Genomic DNA, 16,923 nt, shown 5'->3' with positions numbered 1-16,923 from the left:
GGCATCCACGTCAGGCCTGCCGGCCGCTTACGGCCCGGGCGTGCCGCCGTCGATCACAAAGCCGTCGCGGCCATTGTCCTTGGCCCGATAAAGCGCGTTGTCGGCGCCTTCGACGAAATGATGCGGTTGCAGGTCGCTGTCCGGCACGCGGGTGTAGACGCCGATGGTCAGGGTGACACCCGTGTCGCTGCCATCGCCGGGCGGCGGCAGGGCGCGTATGCAGGAGATCAGGTCTTCGATCACCTGCCGTGCGCCTTCAGCTGGGGTGTCGGGCAACACCAGGGCGAACTCGTCACCGCCGTAGCGGGCAGCCATGTCACGGGGGCGCCGGGCATGCGCCTGGATCAGGCGGGCCACTTCGCACAACACGCGATCGCCGACCTGATGGCCATGGCGATCGTTGTGGTGCTTGAAGTGGTCGACATCGATCAGGGCCAGGGTCAGTGGCTTGCCACTGCGGCGTGCCGCGTCGCATTCCTGTTGCAGCGATTGCTCGAAGCGCAGGCGGTTGCCCAGCCCGGTCAGCGCATCGCGGTTGGCCTGGCGGTGCCAGGAGGCGATGCGCCAGGTCGCCCACGCAGTCAATACCAGCACGACGCCGAGCAGCGCGCTGGCCGGCGCCCACCAGAGGCTGCTGGTGCGCAGCAGCAGCCAGCTCAGCAGCGGCGCGGCCGGCAGCGAGCACAGGGCAACCACCCAAGGCAGGCGCAGCCCGAGCAGGAGTACGCACATCGCCACCAGCAGGCCGGCCAGGGCGTCCTGCCAGGCGCGGGGCAACACGTCGATCTGCTTGTCCTGCAGCAGCATCGAGGCGATGTTGGCCTGATACTCGCTGCCGCTCATCCAGTATTCGCGGGTGGTGGGTGTCAACAGCCGCAGGGCGATGCCACTGGCCGTCATGCCCACCACGATGCGCCTGCCACGCAGTATCGAGGCATCCACGCGCCCTTCCAGCACATCGGCGTAGGACACCTGTGGCAAGCGTTCCGGTGGCCCGGCATAACGTACGCGCACGTAATCATTGCGGCGCCATTGATAGGGCGAGTCCAGCGCCGGGTCGGGGTCGGGCAGGCCGTGTGCGCGTTGCGGCGGCAGATCGGTCAACGCCAGGCCGAGTGCCGGCCAGTGCGCTTGGCCGATGCCGGCATGCAGGTAGACCCCGCGGGCGACACCATCGCCGTCGACTTCAACGTCGCTGTGGCCCATGGCGGCAGCGCTGGCGGCAATCAACGGGATCGGCAGCATCTCCTCGGCCATGCGGTCGCCGGCCGCCGGCGCGGCCAGCACCGGCAGCACCACGCGGCCGTTGCGACGGATCGCCGCGGCCAGCTCGGCGTCCTGGCGTGCATCGCGGCGGTCGGGCTCGGACAGCATGAGGTCCAGCGCGACGCGCTCGGCACCGGCGTCGGTCAGGCGGTCCAACAGGCGCGCATGCACCGAGCGCGGCCACGGCCACTGGCCCAGCCGCTGCAGGCTGCCCTCGTCGATGGCGACGATCAGCACGCTGGGGTCGGGGCGGTAATCCCAGCTGCCGACCATCAGGTCGTACGCCACCTCATCCTGCCGCCACAGCCACTGGCCGTGGCTGACCGCCGCAGTCGCTGCACCTGCCAGCAGGGCCAGCAGGATCCGTCGCGACCACGGCAGCGGCGAGCGTCTCACAGCAACAGCCACAGGAGCAGGACACTGCCGCCCGCGCCATAGCACAGGCGGCACGGCAGCTTGACCTGCTGGGCAGGCGAGAACGGGCCAGCATGGCCATCGTCGTCGATGTACTGCACACGGATGTGCAGCGTGCCGCGCCACGGGCGCTTGAAGCTGACCTGCGGTTCGTCAACGGTGGCATCAACCAGCGGCGCGCTGAAATCACCGCGACGATCGACCTGCACCCGGTAGCGCTGTCCATCGCTTCCCGCCTGCCAGCGCACGGTCAGTTCGCCATCGGTGGCTTCGGGCGGTTGTAGCGCCGGGTCCACCGGTTCATCGGTCAGTTGCAGCGTCAGTGCCTGGCCATAGCGACCCTGATGGCCGTGGCCGTCACGCGAAGCGATCCGCCAGTAGTACTGGCCGGGAGCCAGTGGCTCACCCAGGCGCAGGTCGGTGCCATCGGTGCTCTGCTCGCGCAGCGGCTGCAGGAACTGCGGCTCGTCGGCCACCTGCAGCACACTGCTGCTGGCACCGGGCGCCTGGCTCCATTGGAAGCGCGGCCGGTCGCTGTTGACCGTCTGCCCCTGCACCGGGGAAATGGTCAGCGGCGGTGGCGGCTGGTCGCTGAGGAGAAAATCCTCGCTGGCATCGAGACCTTCCACTCCCTGCGCATCCACTGCACGCAGCAGCAGGCGCAGCGCTCCCGGCGGCAGCTCGCCGATCACCAGTCCGGTGTCGGTGGTGGTGGCCGCAAACAACAGGATTTCCGGGGTGGCGGCCTGCACGACTTCCACCCGGTAGTGATCAGCACCCGTCACCGGCTCCCAGGCGAGTTGGGCCGGCAAGGCGCCCAGGCGGGTCGAATCGGCGCGCAGGTGCGGTGCCGGCAGCAGACCGGAAACCGCTTCGGGTGCCGTTCCGCTGCCCGCGCTGCGGCTGGCCTGGCCGGGCTGTACCAGACGCTGGCCATGCGGGTTGCCGACCTGCACCTTGCCTTCCAGTACTTCGGTGGCGCCGGCCTGGGCGTCATCGCCGGCACTGACCCGGAACACGGTGCCGCGCACGCTGCTGGTGGCCGTCGGTGCATCGATGATGTAGCGAGAGGCCGGCCCGCGCGCTGGGGTGACCCGGTTGCTGGCGCGCCCTTGCTGCAGGCGCAGGCGGGTATCGACCATGCCGGTGCGGCCATAGCGGCTGAGCTGGTCCAGGCGCAGGCGTGAGTACTCGCGCAGCTGCAACCGCGACGCGTCGGCAAATTCAAGGGTGATGCTGGAGTCGGCCTTGGTCTGGACCGCATCGCCGATGTGCAGCTGCTCGCCGGCGCGCACGGCGCGGCTGCTGCTGCCATCGGCCGCGCTCAGTTCAACCTGGCCACGCACGGCGAGTACCCGCGCCGGGGCGGGTTCAACGCGCAGCCAGCCGATCGGGAAGCGCAGCAGTTCGCCCGGCGGCAGCCGGTACGGATTATCGATGCGGTTGTGCTGCTGCAGCTGCTGCCAGCCCACGCTCGGCTTGAGGTAGGCAGCGCCCAGGTCCCACAGGGTATCGCCGGGGCGGACCCGGTAGTTCCAGTCCTGCGCGCCGGCGAGCGTCGGCAACAGGCAGAGGGCACACAACAGTGCGCGCAGGAAAAGGATGATGAAAGACGACGAGCGGCCAACGGTCACGGAATGCAGTCCCGGCAAAGCGGGGGCGCAGCTGCAAGACCCCATGGCCCCGACCTCATCCCCCCGAACGGATCGTGGCGACCCTGGGGGCCACCATCGCGGGCATTATTGCCCGCGTTCAGTGCAGGGATTCTGAACGATGTCGTTGCCGTTCAGAACAGCAGGGAGGCCATCCGGCGCCGCGAACGGCCTACCAGGTCTTCATCGGCGATGACGTTGAAGGCATCGATCAGGGCCTTGCGCGGCAGTCCTTCCTGGAAACCGCGGTCGATCCGCAGCATCTCCAGGAACTGTTCCAGCGCGGCTTCGTCCTCGCCGGCCAACAGCAGCTGCACGCCACGCAGGTGGCGCGCCTGCAGGTCCTTGCCGTCGGCGGCGATGCGCGCATCCAGCACCTCGGCGGGCGGGGCATCCCTCAGCGCGGCGGCGAAAGCAAGCCTGGCGCGGCCACGTACGGCGCGGTCGTCGGTGGCCAGGTTGGCGGGCAGGGCATCGATCAGGGTGCCGGCCTCGTCCACGCCACCGACCTGCAGCAGCGCGAGGGCCAGGTCGAGCTTCAGCTCATCCTTGTCCGGCTCGGCGGCGATCTGCGCGCGCAGTACGTCCACCTGTGCCTGCGGGTCCAGCGGGGCCTCGTCTTCGGCAATGGTGTCGCCGATATCGGCCGGCACCACGCCGTGCTGGGCCAGGAATTCACGCAGCTGACCTTCCGGCAGGGCGCCGGGGAAGCCGTCCACCAGCTGCCCACCCTTGACCAGGAACACGGTGGGCACCGAACGGATCTGGAAGGCCGCGGCGATCTGCTGTTCCTTGTCCACATCGACCTTGGCCAGTTCGAAGGCGCCGTTGTATTCGCCGGCCAGCTTCTCCAGCATCGGGCCGAGGGTCTTGCACGGTTCGCACCAGGTCGCCCAGAAATCCACCAGGACCGGCGTCTGCAGCGACTTCTGCAGCACTTCCGCCTCGAAGGTAGCGGTGGTGGCGTCGAATACGTAGGTCGTCTCGGTCATGGGGCATCGTTCGGCATCTGGAGACCGATTCTATGGTGACGAACCATGTCGGTCTCAACCCTGTGGTCATCCCCATCATGAAATCCCGGGTCGCTTGGCGCAGGTGCCAGCTGCCGCGACAATGTCCTGATGTTCTTCTGAAGAGTGGCTGCGATGTCCGTGGTTCGGCTGGATCGTTGGGTGGGCGTGCTCGCCGCAGCCCTGTTCGTGCTGTCGGTGGCCGGCTTCGGTGCGGCGGTGCCGGACTACTCGCAGGCACTGCATCCGGTGACCTGGCTGGGCGCGCACGGCATTCCCCATGCGCTGGGTTTCAACCTGCTGGGCCTGGTGCTGCCGGGTGCGCTGGCGGTGGTCGTGGCCGAGCGCCTGCGCCGGCAACTGCCGGTGGACGCCGCCTGGACGGCACGCGTGGGCAACCAGATGCTGCTGCTGGCCGCGCTTGCCTTCATCGCGATGGGCCTGCTGCCGTTGGATTTCGAGGACCAGATGGACATGCAGGGCCCGGCCAGCAAGCTGCACGCCAGCGTGTGGATGGTCTGGGCACTGGCCTTTGTCGCCGGCAGCGTGATGCTGGGGGCGGCACGGCTGCGGCATTCCGGCGGGCGCAGGCTGGGCCTGCTGGCCCTGGCCTGCGGGATCGGCGCCGGTCTGCTCGCGTTCGGCCTGCCGGGTGTACTGCCCGCGGCGCTGGCGCAGCGGCTGGCCTTTGCCTGCTGGGCGCTGTGGCTGGCCCTGGCCCTGCCGCTGTCGCGCAGGCGCTGAGACGGTTTCTGCTGCCGCGCCGCACGCCGGCCCGGCAGGCAGGATTGGAGCCATTTGCCGCACTGCGGTACGCTGTACCGCTTTGCCGCCGCAACCGCGTGTTACATGACCAGCGTCGAACCCAACGTTTACGATCCGCAGCAGGTTGAATCCGCCGCCCAGCAGTACTGGGACGCTACCCGTGCCTTCGAGGTCGATGAAGCCTCGGACAAGCCGAAGTACTACTGCCTGTCGATGCTTCCGTATCCGTCCGGTGCGCTGCACATGGGCCACGTGCGCAACTACACGATCGGCGACGTGATCAGCCGCTACAAGCGCATGACCGGCCACAACGTGCTGCAGCCGATGGGCTGGGATGCGTTCGGCCTGCCGGCGGAAAATGCCGCGATCAAGAACAAGACCGCACCGGCGGCCTGGACCTACAAGAACATCGACCACATGCGCAGCCAGCTGCAGTCGCTGGGCTATGCCATCGACTGGTCGCGCGAGTTCGCCACCTGCCGCCCGGACTATTACGTCCACGAGCAGCGCATGTTCACCCGCCTGATGCGCAAGGGCCTGGCCTACCGCCGCAACGCGGTGGTGAACTGGGACCCGGTCGACCAGACCGTGCTGGCCAACGAGCAGGTCATCGACGGCCGCGGCTGGCGCTCCGGCGCGCTGGTGGAAAAGCGCGAGATTCCGCAGTGGTTCCTGCGCATCACCGATTACGCCCAGGAACTGCTGGACGGCCTGGATGAGCTGGACGGCTGGCCGGACTCGGTCAAGACCATGCAGCGCAACTGGATCGGCCGCTCCGAAGGGCTGGAAATCCAGTTCGACGTGCGTGACGTCGATGGTGCCGCACTGGATCCGCTGCGCGTGTTCACCACCCGCCCGGACACCGTGATGGGCGTGACCTTCGTGTCGATCGCCGGTGAACACCCGCTGGCGCTGCATGCCGCGAAGAACAACCCGGAACTGGCTGCGCTGCTGTCGGAAATGAAGCAGGGCGGCGTGTCCGAGGCCGAACTGGAAACCCAGGAAAAGCGCGGCATGGATACCGGCCTGCGCGCCGTGCATCCGGTTACTGGTGCCCAGGTGCCGGTGTGGGTCGCCAACTTCGTGCTGATGGGCTATGGCACCGGCGCGGTGATGGCCGTACCGGGCCACGACCAGCGCGACAATGAATTCGCCAACAAGTACAACCTGCCGATCCGCCAGGTCATCGCGCTGAAGTCGCTGCGCAAGGACGAGGGCGCCTACGACGCGACGCGCTGGCAGGACTGGTACGGCGACAAGACCCGCGAGACCGAACTGGTCAACTCCGAGGAGTTCGACGGCCTGGATTTCCAGGGCGCCTTCGAGGCACTGGCCGAACGGTTCGAGCGCAAGGCCCAGGGCCAGCGCCGGGTGAACTACCGCCTGCGCGACTGGGGCGTGAGCCGCCAGCGCTACTGGGGTTGCCCCATTCCGGTGATCTACTGCGACAAGTGTGGCGCGGTGCCGGTGCCGGAAGACCAGCTGCCGGTGGTGCTGCCGGAAGACGTCAACTTCGTCGGCACCGGTTCGCCGATCAAGGCCGATCCGGAATGGCGCAAGACCACCTGCCCGGAATGCGGTGGCGCGGCCGAGCGTGAGACCGACACCTTCGACACCTTCATGGAGTCGAGCTGGTATTACGCCCGCTACACCTCGCCGGGTGCCCGTGATGCGGTCGACAAGCGCGGCAACTACTGGCTGCCGGTCGATCAGTACATCGGTGGCATCGAGCACGCGATCCTGCACCTGATGTATTTCCGCTTCTACCACAAGCTGCTGCGCGACGCGCGGATGGTGGACAGCAATGAGCCGGCGCGCAACCTGCTGTGCCAGGGCATGGTGATCGCCGAGACCTACTACCGCCCGAACCCGGACGGCTCGAAGGACTGGATCAACCCGGCCGATGTGGAAGTGCAGCGCGACGAGCGCGGCCGCATCACCGGCGCCACCCTGATCGCCGACGGCCAGCCGGTGGTGGTCGGCGGTACCGAGAAGATGTCCAAGTCGAAGAACAACGGCGTGGACCCGCAGGCGATGGTCGGCAAGTACGGCGCCGACACCGTGCGCCTGTTCTCGATGTTCGCGGCACCGCCGGAACAGTCGCTGGAATGGAACGAAGCCGGCGTGGACGGCATGGCCCGCTTCCTGCGCCGCCTGTGGGCACAGGTGCAGAAGCACGCTGCCGACGGTGCCGCACCGGCGCTCGACGCGGCTGCGCTGGATGCCGGCCAGAAGGCCCTGCGCCGCAAGACCCACGAGACCATCGGCAAGGTCGGTGACGACTACGGCCGCCGCCACAGCTTCAACACCGCCATTGCCGCAGTGATGGAGCTGATGAACGCGCTGGCCAAGTTCGAGGACGGCAGTGAACAGGGGCGCGCCGTGCGCCAGGAAGCACTGCAGGCCATCGTGCTGCTGCTCAACCCGATCACCCCGCACGCCAGCCACGCCCTGTGGCAGGTGCTGGGCCATGGCGAAACGCTGCTGGAAGACCAGCCGTTCCCGCAGGCCGACAGCAGCGCGCTGGTACGCGATGCGCTGACCCTGGCGGTGCAGGTCAACGGCAAGCTGCGTGGCACCATCGAGGTGGCCGCCGATGCCGCGCGTGAGCAGATCGAAGCGCTGGCCCTGGCCGAGCCGAACGCGGCCAAGTTCCTGGAAGGCCTGACGGTGCGCAAGATCATCATCGTCCCCGGCAAGATCGTGAACATCGTCGCTGCCTGATGTACCTGGCACCGGCCGCCATCCTGGTGGCCGGTGCGTTGTCGCCACGCCGGGCGTGCCCGGCCGATGGCCCTGCGTTCACGCGGCCTCGGGCACCCTGTCTGTTGCCGTGATCGCCCGGCTCCGCCAGACTGTCTCCATGACCCGAATCCTGCTTGCCCTCGTTCTCGTCCTCGGCCTCGCCGGCTGTGGTTTCCACCTGCGCAACAAGCTGATGCTGCCGACCGATACGGCGCCGGTGAAGGTGGTATCCACCGCGCCCTACAGCGAGCTGGTCAAGCTGTTGAACCGCAGCCTGCTGGCCTCCGGTGCACGCCTGGCCGATGAGGACAGCAAGGGCCCCAATGCCCAGCTGCAGGTGCTGTCCGAACGCTGGGGCGACCTGCCCATCGCGATCGACTCGCAGGGCCGCGCGCAGGAATACAGCCTGCGCTATGCGGTGATCTTCATCTTCCGGCGCGAAGACGGCAGCGAGCTGGTGCCGCAGCAGGTGATCGAACTGTCGCGCGACTACGTGTCGCCGCCGACCGACGCCACCGGTACCACCACCGAACGCGAGATCCTGGCCGATGAACTGCGCCGGGAAATGTCGGCCTCGATCATCCGTCGCATCGACAGCGTGGTCCGCGCCGAGCTGGAAAAGGGCGGCAGCCTGTCGGCGCCGAAGCCGGTCGAGCACGATCCGGTCGAGCCCGCACCCGCCGTCAAGCACTGAGCCGGGCGTCTGATGGAACTGCGACCGGAACAGCTGGCCGGGCAGGGCGCTGACACGGCGCTGGCGCCGGTCTATCTGATCGCCGGTCCGGAAACACTGCGCGTGCTGGAGGCGGCCGACGCCGTGCGGGCCCGTGCACGCGCGGCTGGCATCGACGAGCGCGAAGTATTCGATGCCGATGGTCGCGATTTCGACTGGAACCAGCTCGACGCCAGTTTTCACGCCCCCAGCCTGTTCAGTGCCCGCCGCCTGGTGGAAGTGCGCCTGCCCAGTGGCAAGCCGGGCAAGGAAGGCGGTGAGGTGATCAGCCAGTTCTGCGCCAACCCGGCGCCGGACGTGATCCTGATGATCACCGCCAATGAATGGAGCAAGGCCCACCAGGGCAAATGGGCCGAGGCGGTGAACCGTGTCGGCGTGTTGTCGGTGGCCTGGGCGATCAAGCCACATGAGCTGCCGGACTGGATCGAACGGCGTCTGCGCAGCAGAAGCCTGCGCGCCGAGCCTGCCGCCGTGCAGCGCTTGGCCGAGCGCGTGGAAGGCAATCTGCTGGCCGCGGCGCAGGAGATCGACAAGCTTGCGTTGCTGGCCGATGGCCAGACCCTGGACGTGGAACGGATGGAATCGCTGGTGGCTGATGCCGCCCGCTACGACGTGTTCCGGCTGGTGGAGGCAACGTTCTCCGGCCAGCCACAGGCGGTGCTGAGGATGCTGGCCGGTCTGCGCGGCGAAGGCGAGGCCGTGGCCGCGCTGATGCCGATCGTGATCCGCGAGCTGCTGGCCGGTGCCGGCCTGGCACGGGTACAGGCACGCGGCGGCAATCTGGCTGCGGAGATGAAATCCCGCGGTATCTGGGAATCGCGGCAGGCACCCTACAAGCGTGCGCTGCAGCGGCATTCGGAAGGCAAGCGCTGGGAGCGTTTCGTGGCCGAAGCAGGGCTGGTTGACCGCATCGCCAAGGGGCGCGCCGACGGCGATGCCTGGCTCGCGCTTGAGCGCCTGCTGGTGGCGGTGGCCGAGGCGCGCGCGGTACGGCTGCTCGCCCGGGCCTGATCCATGAGCCTGCGGATCTATTACGGGGGCACCTTCGACCCGGTGCATCTGGGCCATCTGGCGATCGCGCGCGCTGCGCGCGATGAACTGCAGGTGGCGGTGCGCATGCTGCCTGCCGCCGACCCGCCGCACCGCGCGGTACCGGGCGCGACCGCCGAACAACGCTGCACCATGCTCGGCCTGGCCATCGGCGATGAACCGGGCCTGCTGCTGGACCGCCGTGAGCTGGATCGGGCGGCGCGCTTTCCCGGCAGGCCGTCCTATACCGTCGATACCCTGCGCGAACTACGGGCCGAACTCGGCCCCAGCCGCCCGCTGGCGTGGCTGGTGGGGGCCGACAGCCTGCTGGGCCTGCCCAGCTGGCACGAGTGGCAGGCACTGTTCGGGCTGGCCCATTTCATCGTCGCCGAGCGTCCGGGCAGTCCGCTGCGGGCCAGTGTCGACGGCGCGCTGGGGCAGGCCACCGAGGGGCGCTGGGCCGACAACGAGCAGGCCCTGTTTGCCAGCCCGGCCGGCCGCATCCTGCGCCTGCACCACCCGCTGCGCGAGGAATCGGCCAGTGCCGTGCGCACCCAGATCGCCGCGGGCGGCCCCTGGCGGGCCATGCTGGCGCCGGCGGTGGCCGACTATGTTTCTGGCCACGGTCTGTACCGCTCTGCCACCTCGTGAATACGGTTGCCGCGCTGTGGCCGTATAATCGCCCCCACGTTTATCGAGTCGACCCGCTTTGAGCAACCAGACCCAGCCCCAGACCATCAAGGTCGATCTGCCCAGCCCCGCGCCCTCCGTGCCGGAACTGCTGGCCAGCGTCCGTCAAGCCACCGAAGACCTGAAGGCCAAGGACCCGGTCGAGATCGACGTACGCGGCAAGTCCAGCGTCGCCGACTACATGGTGGTCGTGTCGGGTACTTCGACCCGCCATGTGAAGTCCATCGCCGACGAGGTCGTGCGCTTCGCCAAGAAGATCGACGTCATGCCGCTGGGTGTTGAAGGCGAGCGTGAAGCCGAATGGGTGCTGGTCGACCTCGGTGACGTCATCGTGCACGTGATGCTGCCGCGCGTGCGCGAGTTCTATGCGCTCGAGCGCCTGTGGACCGTTGGCGACCAGCCGCCGTCCTACGACGACGACGAAGTGGCCTGAGCCATTCGTTGATGCGGTTTTCGACGGCGCCGATGGCGCCGTCGACGTTTTGGAGGAATGCTGATGAAAGCCCGCCTGATCGCCACCGGCGAACGCGCGCCCAGCTGGGTGGCGCAGGGGTTTGCCGAGTACCAGAAGCGGCTCTCGCACTGGTTGCCCTTCGAGCTGGTGGAGATCGAACCCGGCCTGCGCGGAAAAGGGCGGGACGCACGTCGCGCCACTGAAGACGAAGGCAAGCGGGTGATCGCTGCGTTGCCGAAGAATGCCTATGTCGTTGCACTGGACGTACCGGGCCGCCAGCTCAGTTCCGAACAGCTGGCACAGCGCCTGGAACACTGGCGCGGGCAGGGCAGGGACCTGGCGTTCCTGATTGGCGGGCCGGAAGGCCATTCGCCCGAAGTGTCTGCACTGGCCGATGAAAAGTGGTCGATCGGCCCGCTGACGCTGCCGCACATGCTGGTGCGGCTGGTAGTGGCCGAGCAGTTGTATCGCGCCGCTGCGATGTTGGCCAATCACCCCTACCATCGCGCGTGAAGAGTCGTTATACTGGCGGTCTGCCCGAATAGCTCAGCCGGTTAGAGCACTTGACTGTTAATCAGGGGGTCGTTGGTTCGAGTCCAACTTCGGGCGCCACTTTCAAGAGGCCTGCATCGCAAGATGCAGGCCTTTTTTGTTGCGTCGTGCCGTGCAGTCGCGTGCGGCGGTAGATCCGCGCCATGCGCGGATGCATTGCGCTCGGTTTTTCGAGCGGACTCGACTCTACACTGCAGGTCCATCACGTGGATGTTGACGATGCGCGCGTTTCGTTTTGCATTTTTCCTGCTGATGGTCCTGCTGCCATTGACCGCATCTGCTGGCGCGCCAACCACCTGGCAACCGCCGGCCGGTACCACTGAATTTCCTCTCTGGCCCGATGGCCAGGTGATGGCACCGCCGAAGCTGAAAGGCCCCGAGCAGGTCAGCGAAACCGTCTCCAAGGCCAGTGGCGAGCACTGGAGGATGCTGCAGAACGTGGCCGTGCCCACGCTCACCGTGTTCCCGGCGAAAGGCACGCCCAGCGGCACCGCAGTGATGGTGGTACCGGGCGGTGGCTACAACGTGCTGGCGATCGACCTGGAAGGCAGCGAGATCTGTGGTTGGCTCACCGCACAGGGCATCACCTGCGCGTTGCTGAAGTATCGCGTACCCGCCTCGGGACCGAACTGGAATCGCGAATGCAACTGCCGCGACATTCCCGCCGTGCCGATGGCATTGCAGGATGCGCAACGGGCAATGGGCCTGCTGCGTGCGCAGGCCGCGCACTGGAACATCGATCCGCAACGGTTGGGCGTGATCGGCTTCTCGGCCGGCGGCCATGTGGTGGCCGGGTTGAGCACGCATGCGCAGCGCAGCTATGCACCGCTGGATGCGGCAGATGCGCAGTCCAGCCGGCCGGATTTCGCGATGCTGCTGTATCCAGGGCATCTCTGGGTACGCAAGGACGATTCGCTGGAAAAAGACATCGTGGTCGATGCCAATGTGCCGCCGACATTCATCGTGCAGGCCGCCGATGACCCGACGGACGATGTCCGTCACGCATTGACCTATCAGCGCGCACTGATCGACGCCGGCGTGCCGGTTGAAATGCACCTGTTCGCGCGTGGCGGCCACGCGTTCGGCCTGCGCCTGAAAGATGCGCCGGTGTCGGCATGGCCCAGCCTGGCCGAACGCTGGATGCACGACATCGGCATGCTGCCGAAACGCCGGTTGTAGAGCCGAGCCATGCCCTGCTGCCTGCGCGAAGCCGAGCGCGGGCTTGGTTCTACAGCGTCAGCTGGCCTTTCCAGAATGCCATCAGCGTTGCGATCGCCACCACCAGGATCGCGCCGAACAGCACCCACTCCCAGCGTGTGAACACCCGCTCGCCGCGCTGGCGCCGGGTCAACGCGTACAGCACCACGCCCGGCACATACAGCAGTACCGACAGCAGCAGGTTGTCCAGGCCACCGGCATACACCAGCCACAACGCATAGGCGCTGGCCAGCAGCGCGACGATGAAGTCGCGCCAGCGGGCGCCGGCCGCGCTGGCGTAGGCCTCGCCCTGCCAGGCCAGCTTCACGCCGAATGCGCTGGACAGGAAGTACGGCACCAGGCTCATCGACGCCGCCAGCAGCACCAGGCTGGTGTAGCTGCCCGAATTGAACAGCACCAGCAGCAGGAACAGCTGGATCAGGCCGTTGCTCAACCACAGCGCATTGGCGGGCACGCCGCGCGCGTTCTCGCGGCCGAGAAAGGCCGGCATCGTGCCATCGCCAGCGGCGGCAAACAGCACTTCGGCGCACAGCAGCACCCACGCCAGCAGCGCGCCCAGTACCGAGATGATCGAGCCGATGATGATCACCGTCGCTCCCCATTCGCCAACGATCGCGCGCAGCACATAGGCCATCGAGGGATTGGGCAGGCCGGCCAGTTCGGCCTGCGACAGCACACCCATCGACAGCAGGCTGACCAGCACCAGCAGCAGCCACACGCCGATGAAGCCGATCACGGTGGCGCGGCCGACATCGGCGCGTCGTGCCGCGCGCCGCGAATAGATGCTGGCACCTTCGATGCCGATGAACACCCACACGGTGACCAGCATCATCCCGCGCAGCTGCTGGCCCATGTCGCCCAGCGCGGGAGCGCCGAAGAAGTCGGCGCGGAACACGTCCATGCGGAATGCGCCGGCTGCCAGAATCAGGAACAGCGCGATCGGCACCAGCTTGGCCACGGTGACCAGGCCATTGATGATCGCCGCAGTGCGCAGGCCGCGCAGTACCAGCAGGTGCACGGTCCACAGCAGCAGCGACGATGCGGCGATGGCGGCCGGTGTATTGCCTTCGCCGAACACCGGTGCGAAGTGGCCGAGACCGCTGAAGATCAGTACGAAGAAACTGGCGTTGCCGAGTACCGAAGCGACCCAGTAGCCCCACGCGGCGGAGAAACCGATGTAGTTGCCGAAGCCTTCGCGCGCGTACGCATAGATGCCGGTGTCCAGGTCGGGGCGACGATTGGCCAGGGCCTGGAACACGAAGGCAAGCATCAACATGCCGGCACCGCTCACCGCCCAGCCGATCAGCGCGGCGGCCGGGCCGGCGCTGCGCGCCACGTTCTGCGGCAGCGAGAAGATGCCGGCGCCCACCATCGAACCGACCACCAGCGCGGTCAGTGCGGCCAGGCCAAGGCGTTGAGTGGAGGAGGGCATCGTGCCTGTCGCAGGAGAAGGTGCCCCCATGATGGACGCTGACGGGTGTATAGAAAAGCAAAGGCCCGGGCGTGAGCCCGGGCCTTTGCGGGTGACGCTGCAGCAGGATTACTTGAAGGTGTACTTGGCGCCGACGGTGAAGTAGCGACCAATGGCACCGCTGAAGTGCAGCGGGTTGTAGTTCACGCCACCGTAGGTGGTCGGATCGAGCGGAGCGATGCGATCAAACACGTTGGCCACCGAGGCGTTCAGCTCGAAGGCTTCGGTGATGTTCCAGCGGCCGGACAGGTCGAAGGTGGTGAACGAGGAGATCTTGGTGACGTCGGTACCGTCGGCATAGGAGAACTGGTACGAGCCGTCCGGACCACGGAAGTCCTTGTTGTCCATCTTCGAGATGTAGTTGGCAACGCCGCTGACGCTCCAGTTGCCCTGCTTCCAGGTGGTGCCGAAGTTGATGCGGTCCTTCGGCGTGCCGATGCAGTTGGTCACGTCGCAGTTGCCGTGGGTACCGGCGTAGTCGACGGTGACGTCAGCGTCGGTGCGCTCGAACTTGAGCACGTGGCTCCACTGCAGGTCCATCTCCAGCTGGCCCGGACCGATGTCGAAGGTCTGGCGGATATCAGTGTCGATACCGCGCACGCGGGTGGAGGCCGCGTTGATGTACGCGGTGTTGACCGCCAGGATGCTGCCGGTGCCAGCAATGCCGTTGATCAGGTCGATGTCACGCAGCACGTTGCCGGCGGCGATGGCATCAGCGGTGGCGCCCTGGGCGATTTCGTTGGTGCGCTTGATCTGCCACGCATCGACGGTCAGCGAGGTGCTGGAGGTCGGCTGCAGCACGATGCCGACCGAGTAGCTCTTGGACTCTTCCGGCTTCAGGTCCTTGTTCGGACGGGTGATGATCGCCACCGGCCGCGAGCTGCAGTTGGTGCCGACATCGGCGGCCGGACTGGCGGCGCAACGCACCGGATCACGGGCGTTGGAGAAGGCAGCCAGGCCACCGTCACCGTTCTCGGCCGGGTTCGGCGCGCGGAAGCCTTCGGCGTAGCTGGCGCGCAGGGCGATCCAGTCTGCCGGGGTCCACTTCACGCCCAGCTTCGGCGTGGCCTTGCCTTCACCGCTTTCGTACTTGTCGTAGCGCATGGCGGCCGACAGTTCCAACTGCTCCAGCACTGGCGCGGACAGCTCGACGTAGCCGGCATACACGTTCTGGGTGCCGTCATAGGCCGAATAGCCCAGGCCGATGATGTCACCCTGGTCGGTGTAGGTCTGCGGGGTCAGGCTGTTGCTGGTCTTGCGCCACTCGGTACCGAAGGCCAGGCCCAGCGGGCCGCCCTTCAGGTCCATCAGGCTGCGCGAGATGGTGAAGTCGAACATGTCCAGGCTGGACTTGGCGCGTGCGCTGATCTGCGGCGAGATGTAGTCGTACAGCGCCTGAGAGTTGAGGTTGGCGTTGTCGCCGATGCGCCACACGCCGCCGGCGCAGTTCGGGTTGCCCAACGCACACTGCACAGCGCTGTAACGCAGGAAGCCGGTGCGCTTGTTGGTCAGGTCGGTGCCCGAGTGCAGGTAGGCGGTGTCGTAGCTCCAGTCACCCCAGTTGCCCTTCACGCCCACCAGCAAGCGGTTGAACTCGTTGGTGTTGTTGGTCACGCGCGGACCGACATCCCATGCCGAATAGCGCAGGCGCGAGGCCTGGCCCTGGATCGGGTTGTCCGGGTGGGTCGGCGACAGCACCACAGCACCCGGACCGCTGCTGGCATTGCGCGGACCTTCCGGGTAGCCCCAGCTGCCGGACACGCCGGACGGGGTGTTGCTGAAGGTGGTTTCCTTCTTCGAGTAGCCGATCTCGGTGTAGACCTCGCCGCCTTCGCCGAAGGCGAAACTGGCACGGCCGAACACGTTGACGTACTTCTCTTCAGGGGTGAGGTCGCGGTACTGCTGGTTCGGATCCCACAGGCAGCCCTGGGCAGCCACTGAAGCGTCGGTCTGGCCACCGATGGTGGTCAGGCCCTGGCAACCCGGCAGCGGAACCAGCTGCGCGGAGGTGCCCGGCGGAACGCGGTCGTCGAACACCGAGCCGTTCGGACCGACACCGCCGCTGGTGCGGTTATTGAGGTAGGCGCCACCCAGGAACTGGGCATTGTTGCCATAGCCCCACGGACGGATGTCGCCGGTGCCGATCCACTTGCGGTTCTTGCGGTCGCTGATCTTGATCGCGTCGGTCTTGCCGACATCCAGGCTGAAGAACGCATTCCAGCCATCGGTGGCCAGATCGCCGGTACCGGCGGTCAGGGTGGCCTTTTTGGCATTGCCGTCGCCATCACCGGAGGTGCCGTAGGAGGCACGCAGGATGCCGCCCTGGAAGTCGCTGCGCAGGATGATGTTGACCACGCCGGCGATGGCATCGGAGCCATAGATCGCCGAGGCGCCATCCTTCAGCACTTCCACGCGCTCGACGGCGTCGAGGGGAATGGTGCTGAGGTCGGTGAATACCTTCTGGCCGTCATCGGCCAGGCCATAGGTCGCCATGCGGCGCCCGTTCAACAGCACCAGCGTGGAGCCGGCACCGAGGCCGCGCAGCGAAATGCCTGCGCCACCACCGGCGAAGCCGTTGCCGAAGGTCTTCGGGATCGAACCGGAACCGTCAGCGGTCAGGGTCTGCAGGTACTCGGCCACCGTGGTCTTGCCGGTGCGATCGATTTCCTGGCGGGTCACCACCTGCACCGGCGACGGTGTTTCGGTGTTGGTGCGCGGGATGTTCGAACCGGTGACGGTGATCCGGTCAAGGTTGGTGGCCTGTTCCTGCGCGAATGCAGAAGAGGAAGCCACGGCCCCGGCGAGCAGCAGGGCGCCGCCGGTGAGGATATGGGTGATGGACGTTGCCAGGTGGTTGCGGCGGCGGCTGGCGGGCCGTTGGATCGGGTGTTTCACAGCTTCTCTCCTGACTGGAAAACTCGAGC

Annotated in this window: 13 protein-coding genes and 1 tRNA gene; 9 read left to right on the top strand and 5 right to left on the bottom strand. The window is 67.1% G+C overall.

The window, feature by feature from the left end; genetic code table 11:
- Positions 1-27: 27 nt before the first annotated feature.
- From GIW57_RS17635 to trxA, 3 genes are all read right to left on the bottom strand, one after another.
- Positions 28-1,662 carry a CHASE2 domain-containing protein gene (locus GIW57_RS17635; RefSeq protein ID WP_100461201.1) on the bottom strand — a complete coding sequence of 545 codons (1,635 nt, stop codon included), beginning with the start codon at positions 1,660-1,662 and terminating at the stop codon, positions 28-30.
- Entirely contained in the window at positions 1,659-3,359 is a 1,701-nt protein-coding gene (locus GIW57_RS17630; protein ID WP_268927431.1) for a FecR domain-containing protein, read from the bottom strand. The genes GIW57_RS17635 and GIW57_RS17630 overlap by 4 nt, the downstream gene beginning before the upstream one ends.
- Positions 3,360-3,466: 107 nt before the next feature.
- Positions 3,467-4,324 (bottom strand): thioredoxin, encoded by an 858-nt coding sequence (gene trxA / locus GIW57_RS17625; protein ID WP_100461197.1) that lies wholly within the window; start codon positions 4,322-4,324, stop codon positions 3,467-3,469.
- Positions 4,325-4,477: 153 nt separating this feature from the next.
- On the opposite strand from trxA, the gene GIW57_RS17620 reads away from it, so the two are divergent.
- From GIW57_RS17620 to GIW57_RS17580, 9 genes are all read left to right on the top strand, one after another.
- Positions 4,478-5,086, top strand: coding sequence for a DUF998 domain-containing protein (locus tag GIW57_RS17620; RefSeq protein ID WP_236512160.1), 609 nt, complete (start codon positions 4,478-4,480; stop codon positions 5,084-5,086).
- 105 nt (positions 5,087-5,191) lie between these two features.
- Positions 5,192-7,831: a leucine--tRNA ligase gene (gene leuS, locus GIW57_RS17615; protein ID WP_100461452.1), complete on the top strand. Its 2,640-nt coding sequence runs from the start codon at positions 5,192-5,194 to the stop codon at positions 7,829-7,831.
- A 139-nt stretch (positions 7,832-7,970) separates the two neighbouring features.
- Positions 7,971-8,546 (top strand): LPS assembly lipoprotein LptE, encoded by a 576-nt coding sequence (gene lptE / locus GIW57_RS17610; protein WP_089236377.1) that lies wholly within the window; start codon positions 7,971-7,973, stop codon positions 8,544-8,546.
- 12 nt (positions 8,547-8,558) lie between these two features.
- On the top strand, positions 8,559-9,596 hold the full coding sequence (gene holA, locus GIW57_RS17605; protein WP_236512158.1) for a DNA polymerase III subunit delta: 1,038 nt from the start codon (positions 8,559-8,561) through the stop codon (positions 9,594-9,596).
- A gap of 3 nt (positions 9,597-9,599) precedes the next feature.
- The gene (gene nadD, locus GIW57_RS17600) at positions 9,600-10,265 is read left to right on the top strand and encodes a nicotinate-nucleotide adenylyltransferase (protein ID WP_100461191.1); all 666 of its coding nucleotides are present in this window, start codon (positions 9,600-9,602) and stop codon (positions 10,263-10,265) included.
- Between the two features lie 58 nt (positions 10,266-10,323).
- Entirely contained in the window at positions 10,324-10,737 is a 414-nt protein-coding gene (gene rsfS / locus GIW57_RS17595) for a ribosome silencing factor (protein ID WP_089236374.1), read from the top strand.
- 63 nt (positions 10,738-10,800) lie between these two features.
- Positions 10,801-11,271, top strand: coding sequence for a 23S rRNA (pseudouridine(1915)-N(3))-methyltransferase RlmH (gene rlmH / locus GIW57_RS17590; RefSeq protein ID WP_025879294.1), 471 nt, complete (start codon positions 10,801-10,803; stop codon positions 11,269-11,271).
- 22 nt (positions 11,272-11,293) lie between these two features.
- Positions 11,294-11,370 (top strand) — tRNA-Asn (locus tag GIW57_RS17585).
- 159 nt (positions 11,371-11,529) lie between these two features.
- Positions 11,530-12,489, top strand: a complete 960-nt coding sequence (locus GIW57_RS17580; RefSeq protein WP_236512156.1) for an alpha/beta hydrolase — start codon at positions 11,530-11,532, stop codon at positions 12,487-12,489.
- 49 nt (positions 12,490-12,538) lie between these two features.
- Here the strand turns inward: GIW57_RS17580 and arcD are convergent, their stop codons facing one another.
- Together arcD and GIW57_RS17570 are read right to left on the bottom strand one after the other, a co-directional pair.
- Positions 12,539-13,960, bottom strand: coding sequence for an arginine-ornithine antiporter (arcD, locus tag GIW57_RS17575; RefSeq protein ID WP_236512154.1), 1,422 nt, complete (start codon positions 13,958-13,960; stop codon positions 12,539-12,541).
- Positions 13,961-14,068: 108 nt separating this feature from the next.
- Complete coding sequence (locus GIW57_RS17570) at positions 14,069-16,894, bottom strand: TonB-dependent receptor (protein ID WP_025879291.1); 2,826 nt, start codon at positions 16,892-16,894, stop codon at positions 14,069-14,071.
- Between the last annotated feature and the right edge of the window lie 29 nt (positions 16,895-16,923).

The sequence above is a fragment of the Stenotrophomonas sp. PA-6-5C genome (genome assembly GCF_021605635.1).
Taxonomy (GTDB): Bacteria; Pseudomonadota; Gammaproteobacteria; order Xanthomonadales; family Xanthomonadaceae; genus Stenotrophomonas; species Stenotrophomonas lactitubi.
Note: the sequence above shows the minus strand (reverse complement) of the source record. Positions and strands in the feature narration are given on the sequence as shown.